At 59.1% G+C, this 24,124-nt stretch carries 25 protein-coding genes; 9 read left to right on the forward strand and 16 right to left on the reverse strand.

All coding sequences use genetic code 11. The features are described 5' to 3' along the window. Positions 1-167 precede the first annotated feature (167 nt). From zapE to sdhC, 6 genes are all read right to left on the reverse strand, one after another. On the reverse strand, positions 168-1,331 hold the full coding sequence (gene zapE / locus QZ862_RS07990) for a cell division protein ZapE (RefSeq protein ID WP_296098856.1): 1,164 nt from the start codon (positions 1,329-1,331) through the stop codon (positions 168-170). Positions 1,332-1,395: 64 nt separating this feature from the next. Then, positions 1,396-1,926 carry a protease inhibitor Inh/omp19 family protein gene (locus QZ862_RS07995; RefSeq protein ID WP_296020427.1) on the reverse strand — a complete coding sequence of 177 codons (531 nt, stop codon included), beginning with the start codon at positions 1,924-1,926 and terminating at the stop codon, positions 1,396-1,398. Positions 1,927-2,129: 203 nt separating this feature from the next. Next, positions 2,130-2,909, reverse strand: a complete 780-nt coding sequence (locus QZ862_RS08000) for a succinate dehydrogenase iron-sulfur subunit (RefSeq protein WP_296020430.1) — start codon at positions 2,907-2,909, stop codon at positions 2,130-2,132. A 17-nt stretch (positions 2,910-2,926) separates the two neighbouring features. Further along, positions 2,927-4,768, reverse strand: a complete 1,842-nt coding sequence (gene sdhA, locus QZ862_RS08005; RefSeq protein WP_296098860.1) for a succinate dehydrogenase flavoprotein subunit — start codon at positions 4,766-4,768, stop codon at positions 2,927-2,929. Positions 4,769-4,774: 6 nt separating this feature from the next. Further along, positions 4,775-5,155, reverse strand: coding sequence for a succinate dehydrogenase, hydrophobic membrane anchor protein (gene sdhD, locus QZ862_RS08010; protein ID WP_296020435.1), 381 nt, complete (start codon positions 5,153-5,155; stop codon positions 4,775-4,777). A gap of 12 nt (positions 5,156-5,167) precedes the next feature. Next, positions 5,168-5,560, reverse strand: a complete 393-nt coding sequence (gene sdhC / locus QZ862_RS08015) for a succinate dehydrogenase, cytochrome b556 subunit (protein ID WP_296035216.1) — start codon at positions 5,558-5,560, stop codon at positions 5,168-5,170. 303 nt (positions 5,561-5,863) lie between these two features. Here sdhC and QZ862_RS08020 point away from each other — a divergent pair, with 303 nt between their 5' ends. Next, positions 5,864-6,229, forward strand: coding sequence for a hypothetical protein (locus QZ862_RS08020; RefSeq protein ID WP_296098864.1), 366 nt, complete (start codon positions 5,864-5,866; stop codon positions 6,227-6,229). Between the two features lie 30 nt (positions 6,230-6,259). On the opposite strand, the gene QZ862_RS08025 is transcribed toward QZ862_RS08020, so the two are convergent. Genes QZ862_RS08025 through tsaD form a run of 5 tightly spaced genes read right to left on the reverse strand, consistent with a single transcriptional unit; the run spans position 6,260 to position 9,775 of the window. After that, positions 6,260-6,904, reverse strand: a complete 645-nt coding sequence (locus tag QZ862_RS08025; protein WP_296098866.1) for a methyltransferase — start codon at positions 6,902-6,904, stop codon at positions 6,260-6,262. Between the two features lie 9 nt (positions 6,905-6,913). Beyond that, positions 6,914-7,357 (reverse strand): EVE domain-containing protein, encoded by a 444-nt coding sequence (locus tag QZ862_RS08030; protein WP_296020442.1) that lies wholly within the window; start codon positions 7,355-7,357, stop codon positions 6,914-6,916. A gap of 14 nt (positions 7,358-7,371) precedes the next feature. Next, positions 7,372-7,665 (reverse strand): YciI-like protein, encoded by a 294-nt coding sequence (locus tag QZ862_RS08035; protein WP_296020444.1) that lies wholly within the window; start codon positions 7,663-7,665, stop codon positions 7,372-7,374. Between the two features lie 26 nt (positions 7,666-7,691). Then, entirely contained in the window at positions 7,692-8,681 is a 990-nt protein-coding gene (locus QZ862_RS08040) for an NAD(P)H-dependent glycerol-3-phosphate dehydrogenase (protein WP_296073663.1), read from the reverse strand. Beyond that, the gene (gene tsaD / locus QZ862_RS08045) at positions 8,678-9,775 is read right to left on the reverse strand and encodes a tRNA (adenosine(37)-N6)-threonylcarbamoyltransferase complex transferase subunit TsaD (RefSeq protein ID WP_296020448.1); all 1,098 of its coding nucleotides are present in this window, start codon (positions 9,773-9,775) and stop codon (positions 8,678-8,680) included. Before tsaD ends, QZ862_RS08040 begins: the two co-directional genes overlap by 4 nt. Positions 9,776-9,847: 72 nt before the next feature. On the opposite strand from tsaD, the gene hemC reads away from it, so the two are divergent. From hemC to QZ862_RS08080, 7 genes are all read left to right on the forward strand, one after another. After that, the gene (hemC, locus tag QZ862_RS08050) at positions 9,848-10,777 is read left to right on the forward strand and encodes a hydroxymethylbilane synthase (RefSeq protein WP_296035205.1); all 930 of its coding nucleotides are present in this window, start codon (positions 9,848-9,850) and stop codon (positions 10,775-10,777) included. A 3-nt stretch (positions 10,778-10,780) separates the two neighbouring features. Then, positions 10,781-11,539 carry a uroporphyrinogen-III synthase gene (locus QZ862_RS08055; protein ID WP_296020453.1) on the forward strand — a complete coding sequence of 253 codons (759 nt, stop codon included), beginning with the start codon at positions 10,781-10,783 and terminating at the stop codon, positions 11,537-11,539. 132 nt (positions 11,540-11,671) lie between these two features. Continuing rightward, complete coding sequence (locus tag QZ862_RS08060; RefSeq protein ID WP_296020454.1) at positions 11,672-13,174, forward strand: hypothetical protein; 1,503 nt, start codon at positions 11,672-11,674, stop codon at positions 13,172-13,174. A gap of 3 nt (positions 13,175-13,177) precedes the next feature. Beyond that, positions 13,178-14,971 carry a heme biosynthesis protein HemY gene (locus tag QZ862_RS08065; protein ID WP_296098868.1) on the forward strand — a complete coding sequence of 598 codons (1,794 nt, stop codon included), beginning with the start codon at positions 13,178-13,180 and terminating at the stop codon, positions 14,969-14,971. 26 nt (positions 14,972-14,997) lie between these two features. After that, positions 14,998-15,489 (forward strand): TerB family tellurite resistance protein, encoded by a 492-nt coding sequence (locus QZ862_RS08070; RefSeq protein WP_296020458.1) that lies wholly within the window; start codon positions 14,998-15,000, stop codon positions 15,487-15,489. Between the two features lie 260 nt (positions 15,490-15,749). Beyond that, on the forward strand, positions 15,750-16,064 hold the full coding sequence (locus QZ862_RS08075; RefSeq protein WP_296020460.1) for a YggT family protein: 315 nt from the start codon (positions 15,750-15,752) through the stop codon (positions 16,062-16,064). 2 nt (positions 16,065-16,066) lie between these two features. Continuing rightward, on the forward strand, positions 16,067-16,375 hold the full coding sequence (locus QZ862_RS08080; RefSeq protein ID WP_296082705.1) for a DUF167 domain-containing protein: 309 nt from the start codon (positions 16,067-16,069) through the stop codon (positions 16,373-16,375). A gap of 2 nt (positions 16,376-16,377) precedes the next feature. Here the strand turns inward: QZ862_RS08080 and ppa are convergent, their stop codons facing one another. The 4 genes from ppa to QZ862_RS08100 all read right to left on the reverse strand — a co-directional run bounded on the left by ppa (position 16,378) and on the right by QZ862_RS08100 (position 21,918). After that, complete coding sequence (gene ppa, locus QZ862_RS08085; protein ID WP_296020462.1) at positions 16,378-16,911, reverse strand: inorganic diphosphatase; 534 nt, start codon at positions 16,909-16,911, stop codon at positions 16,378-16,380. Positions 16,912-17,145: 234 nt separating this feature from the next. Continuing rightward, positions 17,146-17,652 carry a GNAT family N-acetyltransferase gene (locus QZ862_RS08090; protein ID WP_296020465.1) on the reverse strand — a complete coding sequence of 169 codons (507 nt, stop codon included), beginning with the start codon at positions 17,650-17,652 and terminating at the stop codon, positions 17,146-17,148. A 210-nt stretch (positions 17,653-17,862) separates the two neighbouring features. Then, entirely contained in the window at positions 17,863-19,683 is a 1,821-nt protein-coding gene (gene typA, locus QZ862_RS08095) for a translational GTPase TypA (RefSeq protein ID WP_296039711.1), read from the reverse strand. A gap of 168 nt (positions 19,684-19,851) precedes the next feature. Further along, positions 19,852-21,918 carry a M3 family metallopeptidase gene (locus QZ862_RS08100; RefSeq protein ID WP_296098872.1) on the reverse strand — a complete coding sequence of 689 codons (2,067 nt, stop codon included), beginning with the start codon at positions 21,916-21,918 and terminating at the stop codon, positions 19,852-19,854. Positions 21,919-22,197: 279 nt separating this feature from the next. Between QZ862_RS08100 and QZ862_RS08105 the strand changes: the two genes are divergently transcribed. Continuing rightward, a complete protein-coding gene (locus tag QZ862_RS08105; protein ID WP_296039714.1) occupies positions 22,198-22,665 on the forward strand; it encodes a MarR family transcriptional regulator in 468 nt (155 codons plus the stop codon). A gap of 64 nt (positions 22,666-22,729) precedes the next feature. On the opposite strand, the gene QZ862_RS08110 is transcribed toward QZ862_RS08105, so the two are convergent. Further along, entirely contained in the window at positions 22,730-23,953 is a 1,224-nt protein-coding gene (locus QZ862_RS08110) for an argininosuccinate synthase (RefSeq protein ID WP_112359232.1), read from the reverse strand. Positions 23,954-24,124 lie beyond the last annotated feature (171 nt).

The raw sequence follows: 24,124 nt of genomic DNA on the forward strand, positions 1-24,124 counted from the left end.
TCTTAAGCTTCAACTCAATTTTCCGCAGACGGACTGCGGCTGAAATTGTCGCACTCGGCTTAGACGCATTGGCCAAAAATGGCAACCGATTCTTTCAGAGCAAGGTTTTTCAATCGTTTAGATGATAAAATTCTTACGTAAACGTAATATATTGTGTCATTAAAACGTCATGCTGTCTGCCGCTTTTCATTGTGCAGCGCGAGATAGTCGGCACTTCGCATCTCAAACAGACGCGAGGCGGTGCGATCGAACTCGAAACCTTCGGTACCCTTTCTGGTCCCCAGAAGATCCTCCGGCATGGCCGCGGCGGAAGCGAAGAGCCGAACGGTGTGATCGTAAAGCGTGTCGATCAGAATGATGAAGCGCTTGGTCTCATTGCGGCGATCCGCGCTCAGCATCGGAATGTGATCGATGAAGACGGTATCGAACCGGTCGGCGATGGCCAGAAAGTCGGACGCGCCGAGGGGCTTCTCGCAGAGGTCGCGGAAGGTGAAGCGTGCGACCCGCCCCGCCGCTCGTGGCACGAGGACCGAGCGACCCTTCATCTCGATCTCCACCGGCGCGACGGCCTGCCCCGCAGTCAGATGATGCCAGGCCATGTCCATCGCCTGATCGGCCGCACCATCGAGCGGCGTCACATAGACGGGCAGGCTCTTGACCTTCTCCATCCGGTAGTCGATCGGGCTATCAAGGCTGACGACCTCGACATTCTGCTGCAAGAGATCGATGAACGGCAGGAAGAGACCGCGATTGAGGCCATCCTTGTAGAGATTGTCTGGCACGACGTTGGAGGTCGTCACCAGCGTGCAGCCATTGGCGAAGAGTTCTGTGAAGAGCCGGGCCAGGATCATCGCATCGGCAATGTCCGTTACGGTGAACTCGTCGAAGCAAAGCAGTTCAGCTTCGGCAAGCAACTGCGCGGCCACCGGCGGGATTGGGTCGGCCTGCTTGGTCTCACCGCTTTTCAGCTTCTGCCGGTGCGCATGGACCCGGTTATGTACATCGGCCATGAATTCATGGAAATGGCAACGCCGCTTCTTCTCGATCGGCGCCATCTGGAAGAACATGTCCATCAGCATGGTCTTGCCGCGCCCGACACTGCCATGAACGTAAAGACCCTTGACCGAAGGGGAAGATGCAGCCTTGCGGGCAAACATCCAGCCGAGCGCGCTTTTCTTCTTGGCTGGCTTGCGCAGCTTCAGATCGGAGAGGATTCTGTCGAGATGGGCCGCAACACCGAGTTGGGCGGCATCGGCCTTCAACTCGCCGGACGCCGTCAATGCGTTGAGTTGCTCAACGACACTCTGGTTATAGGCCGGCACTGGCTGCATGGAGAAAGACCCCGCGCGCGAAGCGCACGTCGCTTGAAGCAGACGCGCGCTCCCCGTCGATCTGTTATCGGCTCAGACTCAGAGGCTGGCCGTTATTGGTCGTACCGTCGTAGCGAGCGTCAGACGTCTTGTAGACGCGGCCGATCGTATCGCCTGCACGGTTCTTGAACTGAACCATCTTGCCAGAGACTTCCCAGGAGCCCATGGCCGTCAGATCGCCGGTGCAACCGCGCGTACCGCCACGCGAGCCGCTGCCGAGATTGGTGAGCGTCAGGAACATGTCGCAATTGGCGGCACCGTTGGAAACGCGCCAGTTGCCAACCATCGATTCCTTGGTCACGTCGAGCGCCGTCGTCGGCGCAGATGCCATTGTCGTGCTTGTCGGTGCTGCCGCTGCCGGCGCTGTCGGGAACTGCGACGAGCCGCCGGGAGGAGGAAGAGCGCCGGACTGGACGGAGGGAACGGGCTGAGCCTGAAGCGGCGGCGTATAGCCGGGTCCAGCATTGGAATTGCTGCTATAGTCGTAAGAGGTACGCTGGCAACCGGCGAGGCCGATAACGACCATAAGGCCCGTCACCACATATCTAACTTGCATCTCAAGCTCCCGATTCTCTTCGCTTCGGAAAATTCATGGTTACACAAAGCGGCTGAATTATTACCAAAGCCTTAGCTAACGCAAGACGCAGCAACGATAATTGCCATTTCGAGGGCATTTTAGGAAAATTCCTGGCCGCTTGCGAATAAAGAAGCCGCGACCTCGGGCCGCGGCTTGGACATGTCTCAAGGATCAGGCCACCATCAAACGCGACGCTCGACCATCATCTTCTTGATCTCGGCAATCGCCTTGGCAGGGTTAAGACCCTTCGGGCAGGCCTGCGCGCAGTTCATAATCGTGTGGCAGCGATACAGACGGAAGGGGTCCTCGAGGTTGTCGAGACGCTCGCCCGTTGCTTCGTCGCGGCTATCGATCAGCCAGCGGTAGGCCTGGAGCAGAACGGCTGGACCAAGGTAACGGTCGCCATTCCACCAGTAGCTGGGACAGGAGGTGGAGCAGCAGGCGCACAGAATGCACTCGTAAAGACCATCCAGCTTCTGGCGGTCTTCATGGCTCTGCTTCCATTCCTTGGCAGGCGTCGGAGATACCGTCTTCAGCCATGGCTCGATGGAGCGGTGCTGGGCGTAGAAGTTCGATAGATCCGGCACAAGATCCTTGACCACCGGCATATGCGGCAGAGGATAGACCTTCACCGTGCCGTTGATCTCTTCCATACCCTTTGTGCAGGCCAGCGTATTCGTGCCGTCGATATTCATCGCGCAGGAACCGCAGATACCTTCACGACAGGAACGGCGAAGCGTCAGCGTCGGGTCGATCTTGTTCTTGATGTAAAGAAGCGCATCGAGAACCATCGGGCCGCAATCGTCGATATCGATGTAATAGGTATCGATACGCGGGTTCTGACCGTCGTCGGGGTTCCAGCGATAGATCCGGTACTCGCGAACATTCTTCGCGCCTGCGGGCTTCGGCCAGACCTTGCCTTCGGTCATCTGAGAGTTTTTTGGGAGAGCAAGTTCAACCATGTCCAATACCTCTCAAATCAATAGACGCGTGCTTTTGGCTCGATCTTTTTAGGATCGATGCCATCGGCAATGAGTTCGGTGTGAACCGGACGGTAGTCGAGCTTGACGTCGCCCGCTTCACTGACCCAGGCCAGCGTGTGCTTCCGCCAGTTGACGTCGTCGCGACCGGCAAACGGACCATCGGTATAGTCCTCGCGTGCATGCGAGCCGCGGCTTTCCTTGCGGGCTTCCGCGCCGTAGACGGTAGTGATGGCGTTGGCCATCAGGTTTTCCAGCTCCAGCGTTTCCACCAAATCGGAGTTCCACACCATCGAACGGTCGGTGACCTTCACGTCCGGAAGTTCCTTCCAGATGGCGGAGAGACGCTGGCAACCGTTTGCAAGCGATTCCTGCGTGCGGAACACGGCGGCATCTTCCTGCATGGCGCGCTGCATCTTGTCGCGCAGCACCGCCGTCGGCGTGCTGCCGCTGGCGTTGCGCAGACGATCGAAGCGATCCATGATCTTGTCGCAGGCAGCAATGTTGAGCGCCGGAACCGGCTCGTCGCGGTCGATGACCTGGGCCGCACGGATGGCGGCCGCGCGACCGAAGACCACGAGGTCGATGAGCGAGTTGGAGCCGAGACGGTTTGCACCGTGGACCGAGGCGCAGCCCGCTTCGCCCACAGCCATGAGGCCGGGTGCGATGCGACCAGGATTTTCGCTGTCGGCATTCAGCACTTCGCCCCAATAGTTGGTCGGAATGCCGCCCATATTGTAGTGAACCGTCGGCAGAACCGGGATCGGCTCGCGCGTCACGTCCACGCCTGCGAAGATCTTGGCGCTTTCGGAAATGCCCGGAAGACGCTCATGGAGAACCGCCGGATCAAGGTGATCGAGGTGGAGGAAGATGTGATCCTTGTTCTTGCCAACGCCGCGGCCTTCGCGAATTTCCATGGTCATGCAGCGCGACACGACGTCACGCGATGCCAGGTCCTTGGCCGACGGAGCGTAACGCTCCATGAAGCGCTCGCCTTCGGAGTTGACGAGATAACCGCCTTCGCCGCGTGCGCCTTCTGTGATCAGGCAGCCCGCACCGTAGATGCCGGTCGGGTGGAACTGCACGAATTCCATGTCCTGAAGCGGAAGGCCGGCACGCGCGATCATGCCGCCGCCGTCACCCGTGCAGGTATGCGCGGAGGTAGCGGAGAAATAGGCGCGGCCGTAACCGCCGGTGGCCAGAACGACCATCTTGGCGGAGAAACGGTGAATGGTGCCGTCGTCCAGGTTCCAGGCAACGACGCCGGTGCAGCGACCGTCATCCGACATGATCAGGTCGAGCGCGAAATACTCGATGAAGAATTCCGCATTGTTGCGCAGCGACTGGCCGTAAAGCGTGTGCAGAATGGCATGGCCGGTACGGTCGGCGGCAGCGCAGGTGCGCTGTACCGGCGGGCCTTCGCCGTAATTCTGCATGTGGCCGCCGAAGGGGCGCTGGTAGATCTTGCCTTCGGCGTTACGCGAAAACGGCACGCCGTAATGCTCAAGCTCATAGACCGCCTTCGGCGCTTCCATGGCGAGATATTGCATGGCGTCCACGTCGCCGAGCCAGTCGGAGCCCTTCACGGTGTCGTAAAGGTGCCACTGCCAACAGTCGGGCGTCATGTTGACGAGCGAGGCGGCAATACCGCCCTGGGCCGCAACAGTGTGCGAGCGGGTGGGGAAAACCTTGGTGATGCAGGCTGTCTTGAAGCCCTGCTCGGCCATGCCGAGCGTTGCGCGCAAGCCAGCGCCGCCCGCACCCACGACGATGACGTCATAGGAATGGTCGACGTAGGTATAGGCCTTGCCGTTCTGGGAAGATGAACTGTTCGGTGCCATGACGGATTATCCTGCGAATGCGATTTTCAGAACGGCGAAGAGACAGAGACCGCCGACGACTACCGCGAAGAAGGTGTTCAGCATCAGAAGAACCAGCTTGGGAACTTCTGCATGAATATAGTCCTCGATAATGACCTGCATGCCAAGCTTCATATGGATGAGGCCGGACACGACGACGAGCGCCATGATCACTGCAACGAGCGGATTTGAAAGAGCCGAAACGACGACCTCATAGGGTGCGCCGCCATACATGACCAGGAAACCGACGAAGAAGATCAGCAGCGGCACGTTGGCAACAGCCGTCACGCGCTGGCGCCAGAAGTGCTCGGTGCCTTCCTTGGCGGAGCCGAGACCACGAACCTTGCCGAGAGGGGTGCGCATATCCATGATTATATCTCCTCAGCGCACGATCAGGGCGACAACCCAGATCAGCGCGGTCAGACAGATCGAAACGACGAAGGACGCCTTGGCGAGCTTGGTGGTAAAATGCTTCTCGAAGCCGTGGCCGAGATCCCACATGAAGTGGCGCAGGCCGCCTAGCATGTGGTGAACCAGCGCCCAGGTATAACCAATCAAGATCAGCTTGCCGATCAGCGAGCTCATGGCCCATTGCACCCACGCGTAGGCATCGACGCCAGACGCGGTCGCGATCAACCACCAGGCAACCAGAAGCGTGCCGAAATAGAGTGCGCCACCGGTAATACGGTGTACAATGGACGCAACCATCGTCGGAATGGGCTTATAGATTTGAAGATGCGGCGACAAAGGCCGATTGTTTGTCGTGTTCGCCATATGAACCTCACGGCGTTTTTGGCGCCGATCATAGCCGGGCGCCCCCAAACAACGCACATGACGAAAGAATGTGCATTGCACCAAGCGCGACCTTTAATCGCACGAGGGCATCACGACAAGTACAATCGGCAACCGTTTTGAATTTAATCGATTGTGGTCTAAAAATTCTGCGTGATTCTTGGGATCGAAAATAAAATGTCGAGCGTTTCCAGACGTCAACATTCAAATTAATTTACGTAAACGTAAACACAAAAATGCCTTTCCGACTCAACGGAGAGCTTAAAAAACTAGATGGAGAAGATCATGTTCAAGCAGGCCCATTGGATCATTCCAATCCTCCTGATCGCCATTGGTTTCCCCTCTCTTGCGAGGGCGAACGACGGCCACCGCGACCATCGCTCGTACCGTCCTTACAGCCATTCGCAGCCCTCTGTCGTCGGCGGTTATGGTCTGCCGTCTTATATCAGAGGCCTTGGCACCTATGCAGGCGGACTGTCGGCGGCGCGTTTTCCTGGCAACGGAAACTATTTCTACGCCCAAAGCGGCGGTGCTTATCTGCCGGATGGATACCGCAAGACGACGGTCGAACCGCGCATCATCCATGTGAACCAGCGCACGATGAACGCCAACTGCCAATATGAATCCGGCGTCTGCGTCATTCGCCCTTAACAGCCTAGCCTGAAGCGCGATGCTGTAGCTTTACGATAGACACCAGACGGTCGTCTGCTTGATTTCGCTGTCTTCCAGCGCGCGCGTGACTGGCACCTGATAGGTGGCGCAGGCGGTCAACTTGGTCTTCGGGAGATAGGCGCGACCCGGATCGCCGACCAGCACGGCAATACCTCCGGCGGCGAGGGCTGAGAACCAAGGGATGAGCGCATCGGCAAATCCCTTGTCGTAGAACACGTCGCCGGCAAGCAGAACGTCCGTGTCGATGTCATTGCCGATCAGGTCGTCGGAGATCACATCGATCGTCACCCCGTTCACCGCGGCGTTCAGCAGAACCGCGCTCTTTGCCCAGGGATCGATATCGACCGCCTGCACTTGTGCGGCACCAGCAAGAGCCGCAGCAATCGCCACCATACCTGAGCCGCTGGCAAAATCGACGACGCGCTTGCCGCGAACAATCTCGGGATTGTCGAGGATATAGCGCGCCAGACCCTGGCCGCCGGCCCATGCGAAAGCCCAAAAGGGCGGAGGTAGGCCGATCTCTTCCAGTTCTTCTTCCGTCTTCAGCCACAGATCATGCGCTTCACTTGCCAGATGGAGGGCAAGCTCCGGCACATGCGGCGGCGCCATGATGCTGGTATTGGCGCGAATGAAGTCGTCTGGCGCGGTTTTCAACGGGGAAGATCAGTCTGGCGAGCGCGGTGGCTTGTCGACGCCCGCCATATGGCAGACTTCCAGATATTCCTCTTCCGTCACCGGCTGGACGGAAAGACGCATGGAGGTGACGAGCGACATGTCGGCAAGCTTCGGATTGGCCTTCACCGCCTTCAAGGTCACGGGCTTTGGCACATCGCGGACCGCCTTGATGTGCACGCAGTCCCAGCGCGCATCCCCCTCTGCAGAGGAATCCGGCTTCGACAATTCGCAAACCTCGACGATGCCGACGACTTCCAGCCCCTCATTGGAGTGGTAGAAGAAGCCCTTGTCGCCAAGCTTCATGGCCCGCATGTTGTTGCGTGCCTGATAGTTGCGCACGCCGGTCCATTCCTCGCCAGACTCGCCCTTGGCCTTCTGCTGTTCCCAGGACCATGTGTCGGGTTCGGATTTGAAAAGCCAGTAATTCGCCATATCGTTGTTTGTCCTCACGCCGCCGGATTGTTGAAGACCCAGTTATAGGGCTTCACATCGACGCTCTCGAACAGCCCTGCCTTCGCATAAGGATCGGCATCGGCGAGAGCGCGCGCAGCCTCGATATCGGCGGCTTCAACGATCACCAAGCTGCCATTCGGCTTGCCTTCGGCATCGAGAAACGGGCCAGCGATCTTCAGCGTGCCTTCGGCGTTGAGCTTGTTGAGATGCTCCAGATGCGCCGGGCGCGTATCCATACGCACGTTAAGGTGGCCGGGCTTATCCTTGCAGATAAAGGCAAACAGCATTGTCTTCTCCTCTTGTCGCCCAGTCACTACTCAGTGGTGATGGGCCGTGTCATCAATTGTCGCATGGCGGTCAGAATGTCCAGCCGTCCGTCGATGATCGCCGCAACCGCATCGGTCACCGGCATATCGACCTGATGCTTTGCCGCAAGACGCGAGGCCACGGAGGCTGCATAAGCGCCCTCGACCAGCCCGCCATGGAAGGCGGACGGCGAGTCCCCCTGCCCCAACGCTATGCCGAAGCGCAGATTGCGCGATTGGTGGCTGGTGGCCGTCAGCACAAGATCGCCGAGACCGGAAAGCCCGCGAACCGTATCCGCCTGCCCGCCGATTGCCACGACAAGCCGCGACATTTCGGCAAGTCCGCGCGCAATCAGTGCAGCACGTGCCGATTCTCCGAGGCCCGCCCCTTCGACAATCCCGGCGGCAATCGCCAGCACGTTCTTCAAAGCGCCGCCAAGCTGCACGCCGATCCGATCGGTCGACGCATAAAGCCGGAAGGTCTGTCCGGAAATGGTTTGCGCCAGATGCTCTGCAAGCGCTGCGTCGCTTGCAGCAACCGCCATGGCTGTCGGCAGCCCCTTGGCGATATCGGCGGCAAAGCCCGGACCCGAGAGCACGGCGACAGGGTGCGAAGGCAGTTCCTTTTCCAGCACGTCCGTCAGCAACTGGCCGGAGGAGCGGTCGATACCCTTGGCGAGCGTCATCACCACAGCATCCTTAGCCAGATAAGGACCATAGTGACGCGCCGCATCGCCTTGCGCCTGCGAAGGCATGGCGAAGAGCACGATGTCTGCATTGCGCAACACCTCCGGCTCGGCCGAGTATTTCAGCGCATCGGGGAGCGTAATGCCGGGGAGTGCTGCCTCATGCACGCCATCGGCCTGCAAGTCTGCCATCAGCGACGGATCGCGACCGAGCAGCGTCACCTCATGACGATTTTCCAGCGCAATCACCACCGCAATCGCCGTGCCGAACGCACCGGAACCGATGACGACGATGGTTTCGCGCTTGCTCATGCCTTGGCCCCACGCTTGCCGAAGCCGACAAGGGTCTGAGCCTCGGCATCGAGCGGCCAGCGCGAGCGCGGCTGCACATCGAGACTATCCGGCTCCATGCCTTGCGCCATGCGCTCGAGCCCCGCCCATGCGATCATCGCCGCATTGTCGGTGCAGAGTTGCAATGGCGGCGCAATGAAGCGGAAGCGGTGCTTGTCGCAGAGCGCCTGCAGGGTGCCGCGCAGTTCCTGATTGGCGGCAACACCACCGGCAACGACCAGGGCCGGGCCACCCTCTACAGTAGGAAATGTTTCGGTAAAACGCTGAAGTCCGCGGCCGATCCGGTCCTGAAGGGTGCGCGACACCGCTTTCTGAAACGAGGCGCAGATATCGGCAATGTCCTGGTCCGTCAGCGGCGCAATGGCGGTCGCCGCCTGCCGCACGGCGGTCTTCAGACCGGAGAAGGAGAAGTCGAGCCGTGCCTCACCCACCATCGGGCGCGGCAGGGGAAAACGATCCGGGTTACCGGTCTTTGCCGCTTTTTCAACCGCCGGTCCGCCAGGATAGGGCAGACCAAGCAGCTTGGCCGTCTTGTCGAAGGCTTCGCCGAGTGCATCATCGATGGTCGTTCCCCAGCGCTCGTACTGGCCGACACCGCGCACCAGAATGAGCTGCGTATGGCCGCCGGAAACGAGCAGCATCAGATAGGGGAATGACAACCCATCCGTCAGCCGCGCCGTCAGCGCATGGCCTTCCAGATGGTTGACGGCATAGAGTGGCTTGCCCGCCGCTTTGGCAATCGCCTTGCCGGTCATCAGCCCGACGATCAGCCCGCCGATGAGACCGGGTCCAGATGTGGCGGCAATCGCATCGACGTCTTTCAGCGTTACTCCGGCCTTGCCGAGCGCTTCCTCGATCAGCGTATCGAGCGCTTCCACATGGGCACGCGCAGCAATCTCCGGTACCACGCCACCATAGGCGCTGTGTTCTTCCAGCTGCGACAAAACGACGTCGGAGATGATCTCGCCACGGCCATCGGCATGCCGAACCACCACAGATGCAGCGGTTTCGTCACAACTGGTCTCTATGCCGAGGATACGAAGAAAGGGGGTCATCTGCCGGTTCGTTGATTGCGGTGCTTTTGAAACTTAGGTACGAACACCTCCGGTAACAACGGATAGATGCCGATGCAAACAAAACCTTTCCGAATAGGCACGCGCGGTAGCCCGCTGGCACTGGCGCAGGCGTTCGAAACGCGCGACCGGCTGGCGGCAGCGCATGACTTGCCCCCGGAGATGTTCGAAATCGTGCCGCTGGCAACCAAGGGCGACCGCATGACCGACCGCCCCTTGTCGGAAATCGGCGGCAAGGGTCTGTTCACCGAGGAACTGGAAGCGCAACTGCTGTCCGGCGATCTCGACTTTGCCGTCCACTCCTCCAAAGACATGGCGACCAAGCTGCCGGAGGGACTGGAGCTTCGCGCCTTCCTGCCGCGCGAAGACGTGCGCGATGCCTTCATCGGCAGAACAGCGCCTCGCCTTCTGGAGCTACCGCATGGCGCAATCGTCGGCTCGGCCTCGTTGCGTCGTCAGGCACTCATCCGTCGCCTGCGCCCAGATCTTGAGGTCATCATCTTTCGCGGGCTCGTCGATACGAGACTGCGCAAGCTGGCGGAAGGTCAGGCGGACGCCACTCTGCTTGCCTTCGCCGGCCTGAAGCGGCTGAACAAGGACGAGGTTCCAACCGAACTGTTGGACCCAAAGGCGTTTCCCCCTGCCCCAGCCCAAGGCGCCATCGGTATTGAATGTCGCATCGGCGATAGCCGGATTCAGGACCTGCTCTCGGCCATCAACGACGTGCCGACCTATGATGCAGTGATGTGCGAACGCGCCTTTCTAGCAGCGCTCGACGGCTCCTGTCGAACCCCGATTGCAGGCCTTGCCACCTGTCATGGTGAGGAGCTGCACTTCCACGGAGTCATCCTTACACCCGATGGGCAGACGGAGCATGCCGTAGAAGTTTCGGGCAGACTTGCAGATGCCGAAACGCTCGGACGTCAGGCTGGCGAAAAAGTGCGCCAAGCCGCCGGTCCCAGCTTCTTCGAAAGCTGGACATAAGCCATGCGCGTCGTCGTGACCCGTCCGATCCGTTCGGGGCAGAAGACGGCGACGCTTTTGCGCGAGCGCGGCCACCAGCCGATCCTCCTGCCCATGACGGAGCCTGTCTACAAGACGGACGTCACCAGAGAGACACTGGCGCGCAAGCCCGCCGCTTTGGCCGTCACCAGCGCCGAGGCAATCCGCGCCTTGAGCGCGTCCAGCGTGGATTTGTCCAACCACCTGGACCGCCCACTCTTTGCCGTGGGAGAGGCCACCGCCAAGGCGGCACGCGACATCGGCTTCAGAACCATCATCAGCGGCGATGGTGATGGCGTGGCGCTGGCGCGGCTGGTGCAAACCACATTTAAGCCGCAGGCAAGCAAGCCCGCGCCCGATGATGGGTCGCCGCATCTGCTTTATCTTGCCGGACGCCCGCGTGAAGGCGGATTCGAAAGCACTCTTGCAGAGAACGCGATACGAGTGAGTGTGGCGGAGATTTACGAGATGCAGCCGGTTCATTGGGAACGACCGACGCTGCAAGCGCGCTTCGAACCGCTTCCGGACGTGGTTCTGCTCTACTCTCGGGAAACCGCCCGGATTTTCTTCGAGCTTTCCGACAGGCTCGATCTGGCACCGCTGATCAGCGCGATACGTTTCATCTGCATCAGCGAGAATGTTCTGGACGTCGTTCCGGCCATACATCGCAGTCGCGCGTTGGCAAGCGCTACACCACGCGAGGACGCAATGTTCCATCTTCTGGACCGAGGTACTGGAACCTAATTCCCTTTCACCTCTTTCCTTTGCCACCATCACTGACTAGGTTTGCAATGTGGCGACCAGCGACCCCGTCTTTCCGAAAGGTGGTACGTCGCCACCGCGACCGAGGAATAGACAAGACGAAATGAGGTTGTCATGGTATCCGGAAAGCCGCCACGCCACTCCAAATCCAAGACCGAACCGGTCACGATCGATCTGGATGCCAAAGACGTGACGGATATCAGTGCGGCCAAGCCATCGAGCGATACGCAAGAGCAGTCAAAGCCTGCTGCCGATGAACCAACGTCGGTCACGGAAACAAGCGCATCCGAGCCGGTAAAACCTGCCACCAGCGCGACGGACACCGAGAAGGCCGAGACACTGAAGCCGATCTGGGAGCAGCCGACGAAACCGCCGATCGAACCGGAGCCGAATGTCTCCAAGACGGAAGCTTCGATCAAAAAAGACACAACCGGAAAGCAGGATAGCGCGGAGAACGCAGCCGGAAAGCAGGACGCGCAAAAGCCTGTCACCTCCGCGACCGCAGCAGCCTCTGCGGCCTCCGCTGCGCCATCTTCCGATGCGACCAAAAACACCGCCGCGGGGTCATTTGGCGACTCCCCAAAAGACGCGCTCAAAAGTGACAGCTTCAAGCCGCAAAGCTCCGCATCGTCGTCATCCGCCACATCGGCCGCGGATAAGCCAGCGACAGCCTCGACGACCGCATCGCGCGATACGAAAACGCAGGGAAGCTCCGGCCTGATGGCTGCGGGTATCGTCGGCGGGCTGATTGCGCTTCTCGCCGCCGGTAGCATGCAATATGCAGGCTATCTGCCGTCCAGCACAGCGGATGGCGGATCGTCGTCGGAACTTGCCGCGCTAAAATCTCAGGTCGCGACCCTGCAGCAGCAGATCGCGGACGCGCCCAAGACGCAGACAGGAGATGCCTCGGCGCTTGAGCAACGCCTTGCCGCGCTGGAAAGCTCCACCGCCTCCGGCGGCGATGCTTCCGCCAAGATCGCCGAGCTCGAAAAGACGATTTCGACCTTGCAATCCGAGCGCTCCGCCGAGAGCCAGACGATCGCGACGCTGACGCAGCGACTGGATGCAGCAGAAGCCAAGATCAACGAGCCGCGTGACGATGTCGAAGTGGCACGCGCGATAGCCTCGGCAGCGCTGAAGGCGGCGATCGATCGCGGCGGCCCCTTCCTCACCGAACTCGATACGCTGTCGAAGGTCACGCCGGACGACCCCGCGGTCCAGGCTCTGAAGCCCTTCGCCAATACTGGCGTGCCGACCCGCGCCGAACTGGTACGCCGTTTCCCCGATGTGGCCAACGGGATGCTTGCAGCAATGACACCGTCCGATCCAAACCAGGGCATCTTCGACCGCCTCGCAGACAGCGCCATGTCGTTGGTCAAGGTTCGTCCCGTCGGCAATGTCGAAGGCGAAGGCGCGGATGCAAAGATCGCGCGCATGGAAGACAAGCTGCAGAATGGCGATCTGAAGGGTGCCGCACTCGAATGGGATGCACTGCCGGAACCGGCCAGAACCTCATCCGCCGACTACAAGAAATCTCTCGATGCCCGCATTCAGGTCGAGGATCTCGTCAACAGTACATTGAATCGCGCTGTCAGCAGCACGGGCCAGCAGGGGTAAGACATGACCAGGATCGTTAGCTTCGTCGTCATCGTCCTTCTCATTGCGGTCGGCTTCGCCTGGCTGGCGGATCGTCCGGGCGTCCTCGCCATCACCTGGCAGGGACAGTTGATCGAGATGAGCCTTATGGTGGCCGCCACCATCGTCGCCACGCTGGTTGCCGCAATTATGCTGGTATGGTGGATGATCAGCACACTGTGGAACTCGCCGCACATGGCAAGGCGCTATTTCCGGGCCCGCAAGCGTGACCGCGGCTATCAGGCCCTCTCCACCGGTCTGATTGCCGCTGGCGCTGGCAACGCCCTCCTCGCCCGCAAGATGACAGCAAGGACGCAAGGCCTGCTCAGTGCAGACCAGGAACCGTTGATCCATTTGCTGGAAGCGCAGGCCGATCTGATCGAAGGCAAGTATGACGCCGCGCGTCGCAAGTTCGAGGCGATGGCGAACGATCCCGAAACACGCGAGCTCGGCCTTCGCGGTCTTTATATCGAAGCTCGCCGCCAAGGCGCGCACGAGGCTGCTCTGCAATATGCCGAGGACGCTGCACGAAACGCGCCCTACCTACCCTGGGCTGCTCAGGCAACGCTGGAAAGCAAATGCCGTAGTGGCGAGTGGGATGACGCAATCCGTCTGCTCGACCAGCAAAAAGCCGCCCACGTCATCGAGCGGGGCGAAGCCGAACGTCTGAAGGCTGTTCTTCTGACGGCCAAGGCTGAAGAAAAGTTCGAAAGCGATCCTAAAGCTGCACGCGACGATGCGAAGGCTGCGTTGAAGCTCTCAAAGGCATTGGTTCCAGCGGCGCTCGTGGCTGCTAAATCCTATTTGCGCGAGGACAATCTACGCAAGGCCGCAGCCGTTCTGGAACCTGTCTGGAGGGCCGAACCGCATCCTCAGATCGCCGAGCTTTATGTCCGAGCCCGTAGCGGCGACACTGCCATTGACAGGCTGAAGCGTGCCGAGCGTCTGGAGAGCCTGAAGCCCAACAATATCGAGTCACTGTTTGCCGTGGCGCAAGCCGCGCTCGCCGCACAGGATTTCGACAAGGCGAGAGCAAAGGCCCAGGCCGCAGCCCGCATCGCACCCCGCGAAAGCATTTTCCTGCTGCTTGCCGATATAGAAGAGGCCGAAAGCGGCGATCAGGGCCGTATACGCCATTGGATGGCGCAGGCGTTGCGCGCGCCACGCGACCCGGCATGGGTAGCGGACGGTATCGTTTCGGAAAAGTGGCACCCCGTCTCGCCCGTCTCCGGTCGTCTCGATGCCTTTGAATGGAAGGCGCCTTTCGGCCAGCTCGAGGGCCCGGTGGAAGATGTGAGCGTCGACACGGCACTTGCATCACTGCCTGACGTGGCGCAGCCTGAAATCCGTGAGCGGATTATCGAAATCCCAGTTCCGGTGAAGACCGAACCCAAGCCGCATATCGAGCCTAAGGCCGATGCTAAAATTGAGCCGATGTCTGAGATCAAGCCCGTGATCGAGGCATCGAAGCCAAAGGCTCCACCAGCACCAGCACAATCGCCGCAGGCAGTCTCTCCTGCAAAGACGGAGGAGCCGGTTCCTTTCTTCGGCGGTGCGCCGGATGATCCGGGCGTTAAAAAAGCAGAGGGCAGTCCCCTTGTCGAACCCGCAAAGCCCGTGGTCCCGAAAAGCCCCGACGCCAAACCATCCGTGCAGAAAACCACAGCTGCTGAAAAGGACGGTGAAGCCGTGCCTTTCTTCGGCGGTCTGCCGGATGATCCGGGCGTAAAGAAAACCTCTGCCGCCACCGACGGAAAAACTCGCCTCAATCTGTTTTAAGGCGCCATTGATGCTCAAGGAGAGCCATGCTCGAACGTATCCAGTCCTTCTTTCAAAGCCTGACGAACAGCGATACGTCTCGCGATTTTCCGCCCGATGACCTGCGCGTCGCCATCGCTGCTCTCTGCTTTCAGGTGATGGAAGCGGATGGCACGGTGTCCAAGGTGGAGCGCCAACGCCTGCGCGAATTGCTACAGGAGCATTACGACCTCAGTTCAGGCAAGCTGGACGCGCTGATGGATGCAGGCCAGGAGGCCGGCAAGGAGGCCGTGGATTACTACCGCTTCACCACCGATATCCGCCGCCATCTGAACGAGCAGGAGCGCGTCGAACTCATCGGCATCCTTTGGGACATCGTCTACGCAGACGGCGAGCGCAACGAGATGGAAGACAACGTGATCTGGCGTATCGCAGAGCTTCTTGGCGTCTCCGTCCGAGACCGCGTCCTCCAGCGCCAGCAAGTGGAAGGCCACAAGCACCTTGAGGTCCAAGACGCAAGCGAGGCTGACGTCACCTGATCGGTAACAGTACCCGTCTAAAACTCGAAGCCGATTTTGACCGGATGACGGTAGATGCAAGATATGAATCGTCCTTTGTGCGTCCAAAAGGGCGCGTAACGCTTAAGAGCCGGTGGCACCCGCCGGCTTCTTCGTCTCGTGTTAAGGCTGATTTTGAAAACGCTCGCTGGATGGCGCGCAATTGATCTGTTCCCGCACCGCACCACTTGTCGGCTCATCTGGCAATGTCTAAATGTCTTCCAACAACATAGGAGACACGGATGCCAGGGTTTATTGATGCAGTGATTACCGTCATTAGCTTGGCGCTTGACATCTATTGGTGGATTCTGATCGCGAGCGCGATCTTCTCCTGGCTCTATGCGTTCAACGTCATCAATTCTTCCAATCAGTTCGTCAACGCGATCGGCAACTTCCTCTATCAAGCCACCGAGCCTGTCCTGCGCCCGATCCGTAACCGCCTTCCCAATATGGGCGGTATCGATCTGTCGCCGCTCATCGTGCTGCTGGCCATCGTCTTTATCAAGATGATCCTGATGAATCCGATCAGACCTTTCCTGATCTCGCTCTTCATTTGACGCTGAAGCCCTGGAAGATCGTCGGTTCGCAGATTGAACTGAGGGTAAGGCTCACGCCCTCTGGCGGGCGTGACGCGATCGACGGCGTAGAGCGGGACGCCGAAGGGCAGGCTTACCTGAAAGCCCGCGTGACCGCCGTGCCGGAAGATGGCAAAGCGAACAAGGCGCTGATTGCGCTTCTTTCGAAGACGGTGAAGATCCCAAAGTCCTCGATCAAATTCATTTCCGGCGAAACATCGCGCAAAAAAATCCTCCGGCTCGAGGGCGAACCGGAGGAGATCATTTTAAAACTTGATAAGGTGCTGGACTGAAATCAGCCCTGAGCCTTGTAACGCTCGACAGCTTCGACGATCAGCTTCTTGGCAACGTCGACATCCTGCCAGCCGCCCATCTTCACCCACTTGCCGGGTTCCAGATCCTTGTAGTGCTCGAAGAAGTGCTCGATCTGCTTCAGCGTGATTTCTGGCAGGTCCGTGTAGTTGACGACCTTGTCGTAACGGCGCGTCAACTTTGGAACCGGAACCGCGAGGATCTTTTCGTCCTTGCCGCCATCGTCTTCCATGATCATCACGCCGATCGGGCGGACATTGATGACGCAGCCTGGAACCAGTGGGCGGGTATTGCAGATCAACACATCGATCGGGTCGCCATCATCCGAGAGCGTGTGCGGCACGAAGCCGTAATTGCCCGGATAGGTCATCGGCGTGTAAAGGAAGCGATCGACGATCAGTGCGCCTGCATCCTTGTCCATCTCGTACTTGATAGGATGGCCGCCGACCGGCACTTCAACGATCACATTGACGTCTTCAGGCGGGTTCTTGCCGACGGAGATTGCATCTATACGCATACTCTTTCCTTATTTCGGTGAGTTGAGATGGTTCTCGATACTGGGAAAGCAGCCTTATTGCAACATCACCCGCCGCAACCTTTGCGCTTTTGGCGAACCAAGAATGGGCGCAGTCTAAAGGATTGAGACGGTTACAAGAAACAGCGGGCGAGAAGTCCTAACGCACACGCGTTCCAACCTTCGACGATCGATATCATCGTGTTGCTCATATATAGCCTGCAGCTCGAAGCGTCCTTAGCGCCAGGCAAAACCGATCTTGCGCAACTGCTTGTCGGCAAAGTCTTCCATGCCTTCGGCAATATCCTTTCCGCCATGCGAGCGGAAAAAGCGGCTCGCGACATCGCTGTCTTCGAGGCACCACGCCACTACGCCGTTGCAGCCGAGCGACTTCAACAGGCGGCGGCCTTCTTTGAAAAGCACGGTACCGAGCCCGATGCCCTGATATTCCGGACGCAGATAAAGCTCGTAGATCTCGCCATCATAGGGAAGACCGCGGGCACGGTTCAGCCCAAGCGTCGTGTAACCGGCCAGGACGCCGGCAACCTCCACCACCAGAAGTGTTGCGGAGCCACGGGCAGCGCGCCGCCACCAGTCCTCGTCGCGGCGGTCCAGCATCTGCCATAGCGGCTTGTGCGGGATAAGACCCGAATAGGCCTGTTCCCAGGACAGCCTGTGCGTCTGTGCAATAGCGCCAGCGTCTTCCGGTTCAGCCCGGCGAACATCTATGGATAACGTCTTCATAACGCGATTCTGGCCCCAGCCATGAAAACTTACCAGCCATAAAGGTTAACGGCGGGAAGCTTACCCACAGCCTATTCATGTGGACGATGGCGCTGAGATTAACGCTTTTTTTACCAATCAGACAAGCGGGCCTGATTCGCCTGCACAAAGAAAAACCCGGCCTGAGGGGTGCTCCGGCCGGGTTTCGCAAAAACTGGTTAATGGCTGTGATCAGCCGGCCATCTTGGCCTTTTCGAAGCGCTTGCGATCGTTTGGATCAAGGTGCAGCTTGCGCAAACGAAGCGACTTCGGCGTGACTTCCATCAACTCGTCGTCCTGGATCCACGACAGCGCGCGGTCGAGCGTCATGCGGATCGGCGGCGTCAGCTTCACGGCTTCATCCTTGCCGGCGGCGCGAATGTTGGTGAGCTGCTTGCCCTTCAGCACGTTGACTTCGAGATCGTTGTCGCGGGTGTGAATGCCGATGATCATGCCGGCATAGACCTTTTCACCCGGCTCGATGATCATCGGGCCACGGTCTTCCAGGTTGAACATGGCGTAAGCGACAGCTTCGCCCGAACCGTTCGACAAGAGAACGCCGTTGACGCGCCCAGCGATCTGACCCTTGAAGGGCTGATAGTCGTGGAACAGGCGGTTCATGATCGCCGTGCCGCGCGTGTCGGTCAACAGTTCCGACTGGTAGCCGATCAGGCCACGGGTCGGGGCATAGAACTTCAGGCGAACGCGGTTGCCACCGGACGGACGAAGCTCGGCCATTTCAGCCTTGCGCTCGGACATCTTCTGAACGACGACACCGGAATGCTCTTCATCGACGTCGATGACGACTTCTTCGATCGGCTCCAAGAGGGTGCCGTTCTCATCCTTGTGCATGACGACGCGCGGACGCGACACGGCAAGCTCGAAGCCTTCGCGACGCATGGTTTCGATCAGAACGGCCAGCTGCAATTCGCCACGACCGGACACGAAGAACGAGTCCTTGCCTTCGGCCTCTTCGATCTTCAGCGCAACGTTGCCTTCGGCTTCCTTGAGGAGACGATCACGGATGACGCGGCTCGTCACCTTGTCGCCTTCGGTGCCAGCCAGCGGACTGTCATTGACGATGAAGGACATGGTCACGGTCGGCGGGTCGATCGGCTGCGCCGTCATCGCTTCGGTGACCGACGGGTCACAGAAGGTATCGGCGACGGTGCCCTTGGAAAGACCGGCAATCGCAACGATGTCGCCCGCATGGGCTTCTTCGATGGCGGTGCGCTCAATGCCGCGGAAGGCAAGGATCTTCGAAATACGGCCGGTTTCGATCGTCTTGCCATCCTGGCCCAGAACCTTGACGGCCTGGTTCGGCTTGATCGAGCCGGACGCGATACGGCCGGTGATGATACGGCCAAGGAAGTTGTTGGCTTCGAGGATCGTACCGATCATGCGGAACGGACCTTCTTCGACCTTGGGCTCCGGAACGTGCTCGAGAACCAGATCGAGCAGCGGTGCCAGACCCTGATCCTTCGGACCTTCCGGGTTGACGTTCATCCAGCCATCACGACCGGAGCCGTAAAGGATCGGGAAGTCCAGCTGCTCGTCGGTCGCGTCGAGGTTGGCGAAAAGGTCGAAGACTTCGTTGATGACTTCTTCGTGGCGGCCATCCGGACGGTCGATCTTGTTGATCGCGACGATCGGGCGGAGACCAACCTTCAGCGCCTTGGAGACGACGAATTTCGTCTGCGGCATCGGGCCTTCGGAGCTGTCGACCAGAACGATGGCGCCGTCCACCATGGACAGGATACGCTCGACTTCACCACCGAAGTCGGCGTGGCCGGGGGTGTCGACGATGTTGATGCGAACACCCTTCCACTCAACCGACGTCGCCTTGGCGAGAATGGTGATGCCGCGTTCTTTTTCCAGATCGTTGCTATCCATAACACGCTCGGCAACGCGCTGGTTGTCGCGGAACGAACCAGACTGCTTCAAAAGCTCGTCAACAAGTGTCGTTTTTCCATGGTCAACGTGCGCGATGATCGCGATGTTGCGAAGGGCCATATGATTATATCTCTGAGGTTGGGGCGCTGATCGTATGGGATGCGCCAATTTAGTTTGGCGGGCTCATAACCTTTTTTTTGCAAATGCGAAAGGGGGGCTTACGACATAAGCCCCTTGCGAAAACGCCGTATCAGAGATGTGTGACAGGTTTTTGCGCCCTGAACGGGGTCAGGCTGCCACCAGTCCGCGCTTCTTAAGCATGGCCTCGGGGCTCGGCATCTTGCCGCGGAAGGCCTTGTAGGTCTCCTCCGGATCGACCGCACCACCGACGGAATAGACATTGTCGAGAAGCCTGCGCGCCGTTTCCGGATCGAAGGGATTGCCGGTTTCCTCGAAAGCCTCGAAGGCGTCGGCATCCAGCACTTCCGACCACATGTAGGAATAGTAGCCAGCCGAATAGCCATCGCCGGAAAACACATGCTGGAAGTGCGGCGTTGCATGACGCATGGTGATCGACTTCGGCATACGGAGCGAGGACAGAACCTCTGCCTGCACCGCCATCGGATCCTCCACTGTGCCGCGGGTATGGAATGCCATGTCGACCAGCGCGGAAGACGTGAACTCCACCGTGTTGAAGCCGGCATTGAATGTCTGGGCCGCCAGCACCTTGTCGAGCAGCGCCTTCGGCATGGGCTCGCCGGTCTCGTAATGCAGCGCATAGGTTTCGAGGATTTCCGGCACCGTCAGCCAGTGCTCGTAAAGCTGCGAAGGCAGTTCGACGAAATCGCGCGAAACGCCGGTGCCTGAGACCGACGGATAGGTGACGTTCGACATCATGCCATGCAGAGCATGGCCAAACTCGTGGAACAGCGTGCGTGCATCATCGAGTGACAGAAGCGCTGGCTTGCCTGCCGATGGCTTGGCGAAGTTGCAGACATTGTAGATAATCGGCAATTCGCCAACCGCGCCATTCTTCAGCGGCAGCTTGTGCTGCGACTGGAAGGAACTCATCCATGCGCCCGACCGCTTGGAGGGCCGGGCGAAATAATCGCCAAGGAACATCGCCTTCAGTTCGCCATTGGCATCGCGGATTTCGAAGGTGCGCACATCCGGATGATAGGCCTGCACGTCTTTCAACTCGACGGCACGAATGCCGAAGAGACGTGTGGCCACATCGAAGCAGGCCTCGATGATTTTCTCCAGTTGCAGATAGGGCTTCAGCTCGGTTTCGGAGAAGTTGAAGCGTTTTGCTCTGAGCTTTTCGGCATAATGGCGCCAGTCCCAGGGCATGACCTCATGGTTCTTGCCCTCCTGCGCAATGATCGTGGCAAGCTCGGCTTCCTCTTCGCCTGCACGCGCAACAGCCTGTTCCCAAACCTCTGTCAAAAGACCGTTCACCGCATCCGGCGTCTTCGCCATCGTGTCATACAGCTTGTAGGCGGCAAAACTGTCATAGCCGAGCAACTTTGCCTTTTCCTCGCGCAACGCCAGCGTCTTCTTGACGATCTCGCGATTGTCGCTCTCACCACCATTTTCACCCCGCGCCACCCAGGCTTTGAAGGCCTGCTCGCGCAGATCGCGGCTTTCGGAAAAGGTGAGGAAAGGCTCGATGATGGAGCGCGACAGCGTGACTGCGAACTTGCCTTCTTCGCCATGCTCCTTCGCGGCACCTGCCATGGCGTCGCGCAGGAAATCTGGAATACCGACGAGCTCTTCATCTGAGGACAGCAATAGCTTCCAGCTCTTCTCATCCGCCAGAACATTCTGGCCAAACTGGGCGCCAAGACCTGCGAGCTCTTCGTTGATCGCGGCCAAGCGCTCCTGCTGCGGCTTTTCGAGCTTGGCGCCTGCGCGCACGAAGCCCTTCCAGTGGCGTTCCAAGACCCGCAGTTCCTCATTGGTCAGTCCAAGCGTCTCGCGCTTCTCCCAGAGCGTATCGATGCGCTTGAACAGCGCCTCATTCATGCCGATGCGCGAGTAGTGGCGCGACATCTTGGGCGCGATCTCACGCTCCAACGCTTGGATTTGCGGATTGGTGTGGGCGCCAGCCTTGTTCCAGAACAGGGCCGAAACGCGAGAGAGTTCGTCGCCAGCAATTTCCAGCGCAACAACCGTATCGGCGAATGTCGGCGCTTCGCCATCGCCTGCTATGGTGTCGATCTCCGTATTGTGGGCTGTCAGTGCCGCATCGAAAGCACCGGCAAAATCCTCATCCCTGACAGTATCGAAACGCGGCAGCCCGTTTTTCCCGTTCCAGTCGGTCAGAGCGGAGTAGTGCGCGATCGTCGATGTCATGGTTTGTCCTCATGCAAATGTGATTGTCAGCCATATGGGCATGCCCGCTACCAGCTTTCAATATCTGACGCCAAGAACGGCCAGGGCATCGCCGCGAAAACCGGGTTGGATTTTGGAAAAATCAAGAAGTGGAGATTGAAAGCGCATGAGCGCCTGCATCCAAGAGACGCGCACGCACCATGTGCAGCGACGTGGCGATGACTTTCTCCTTTTGTCGGATTGCATGGAAGACGAGAAATTGTCACAAAGTAGAAGAATTCTAATGAAAAGCACCGATTGATGACATCAAATCCCGAACGAGAGCCGCTGGCCTTTCTGCTGAACAGCAGCGCCCGTTTTCTCAACAGCGTTTTCGAGCGACGCATCGCAACGGCTGGCCTTGGGCTGACACCGGGCGAAGCCCGCGCGCTGTTGACGGTTGCTGCCATCGACGGCGCCAAGCAGGCCGATATTGCCGCCCGCATCGGTCTCGAACCGATGACGGTCTGCACCTATCTCGACAAGCTGGAATCGCTTGCACTCGTGGAGCGCCGCCCGAACCCGGACGACCGCCGGTCGAAATGCATCTACCTGACCGAAAGCTCGACAGACATGCTGAAATCCGTTCGCGAGGAGGTGGATGGCCTGATGGCGCAGGCGACAGAAGGTTTGGACAGGGAAGATATCGAACGCTTCCATGCGCTGCTGTCTGTCATGCAAAAGAACCTTCACACCGCCGCCATGGACAAGACCCGCGCGGAAAGCTGACATGAGGGCATGAAAAAGCCCCGCCTTTAAGCGGGGCTTTGATAACGCGAGGTTACGCGCAGACTTACTTGCCGAGATTACGCTTGGCGAGCGTGCGCAGGCGCAGAGCGTTGAGCTTGATGAACCCTGCCGCATCCTTCTGGTCATAAGCGCCCTGGTCGTCTTCGAAGGTAACGAGCTTGTCGGAATAGAGCGACTTGGCAGACTCGCGACCTGTGACCATGACGTTGCCCTTGTAGAGCTTCAGCGTCACTTCGCCTTCCACATGCTCCTGGCTCTTGTCGATCAGGGCCTGCAGCATCTCGCGCTCCGGCGAGAACCAGAAGCCGTAATAGATCAGCTCGGCATAACGTGGCATCAACTCGTCTTTGAGGTGGGCTGCACCGCGGTCGAGCGTGATGGATTCGATGGCGCGGTGGGCTGCCAGCAGGATCGTGCCGCCGGGGGTTTCGTAGACGCCGCGGCTCTTCATGCCGACGAAGCGGTTTTCTACGAGATCGAGACGACCGATGCCATTGTCGCGGCCATAATCGTTCAGCGTCTTGAGAATTGTCGCTGGCGACATTTCAACGCCGTTGATCGAGCAGGCATCACCCTTGCGGAAACCGACCTTGATGATGGTTGCCTTGTCGGGAGCCGCTTCCGGAGAAATGGTACGCATATGCACGTATTCCGGGGCTTCCTGTGCAGGGTCTTCCAGAACCTTGCCCTCGGAGGAGGAGTGCAGCAGGTTGGCGTCGACGGAGAACGGTGCCTCACCCTTCTTGTCCTTGGCAACCGGGATCTGGTGCTGTTCGGCGAAGTTCAAGAGATCCGTACGGCTCTTGAACGTCCAGTCGCGCCAAGGGGCGATGATCTTGATATCCGGGTTCAGCGCGTAAGCGGAAAGCTCGAAGCGAACCTGGTCGTTGCCCTTGCCGGTGGCGCCATGGGCAATGGCATCAGCGCCGGTCTTCTTGGCGATTTCGATCAGGTGCTTGGAAATCAGCGGGCGGGCAATCGAGGTGCCCAGCAGATAGACGCCTTCATAGACGGCATTGGCGCGGAACATCGGGAAGACGAAATCGCGAACGAATTCCTCGCGCACATCCTCGATAAAGATTTCCTTGATGCCGAGCATTTCGGCCTTCTTGCGCGCCGGCTCGAGCTCTTCGCCCTGACCGAGATCGGCGGTGAAGGTGACGACTTCCGCCCCGAGTTCGGTCTGGAGCCACTTCAGGATGATCGAGGTATCGAGACCGCCGGAATAGGCGAGAACGACTTTTTTAACGTCTTTCGGGAGTGCCATTCGTGAAATCCATTTGCATAACCGGCGATCGCTTCAAGCCTCGCCTTTCCTTGGGATTGCGGCACTTTTAGCGAGTTTATCGGTCGGCGCAAGAGATAATGAAAACGGATCGGACCTGGGAACGCTTTGCTTGCCGGATGACTTGTCACGTGACTGAGACGAGAAAAGCGA

The organism is uncultured Agrobacterium sp. (genome assembly GCA_913777615.1).
Classification (GTDB): domain Bacteria; phylum Pseudomonadota; class Alphaproteobacteria; order Rhizobiales; family Rhizobiaceae; genus Agrobacterium.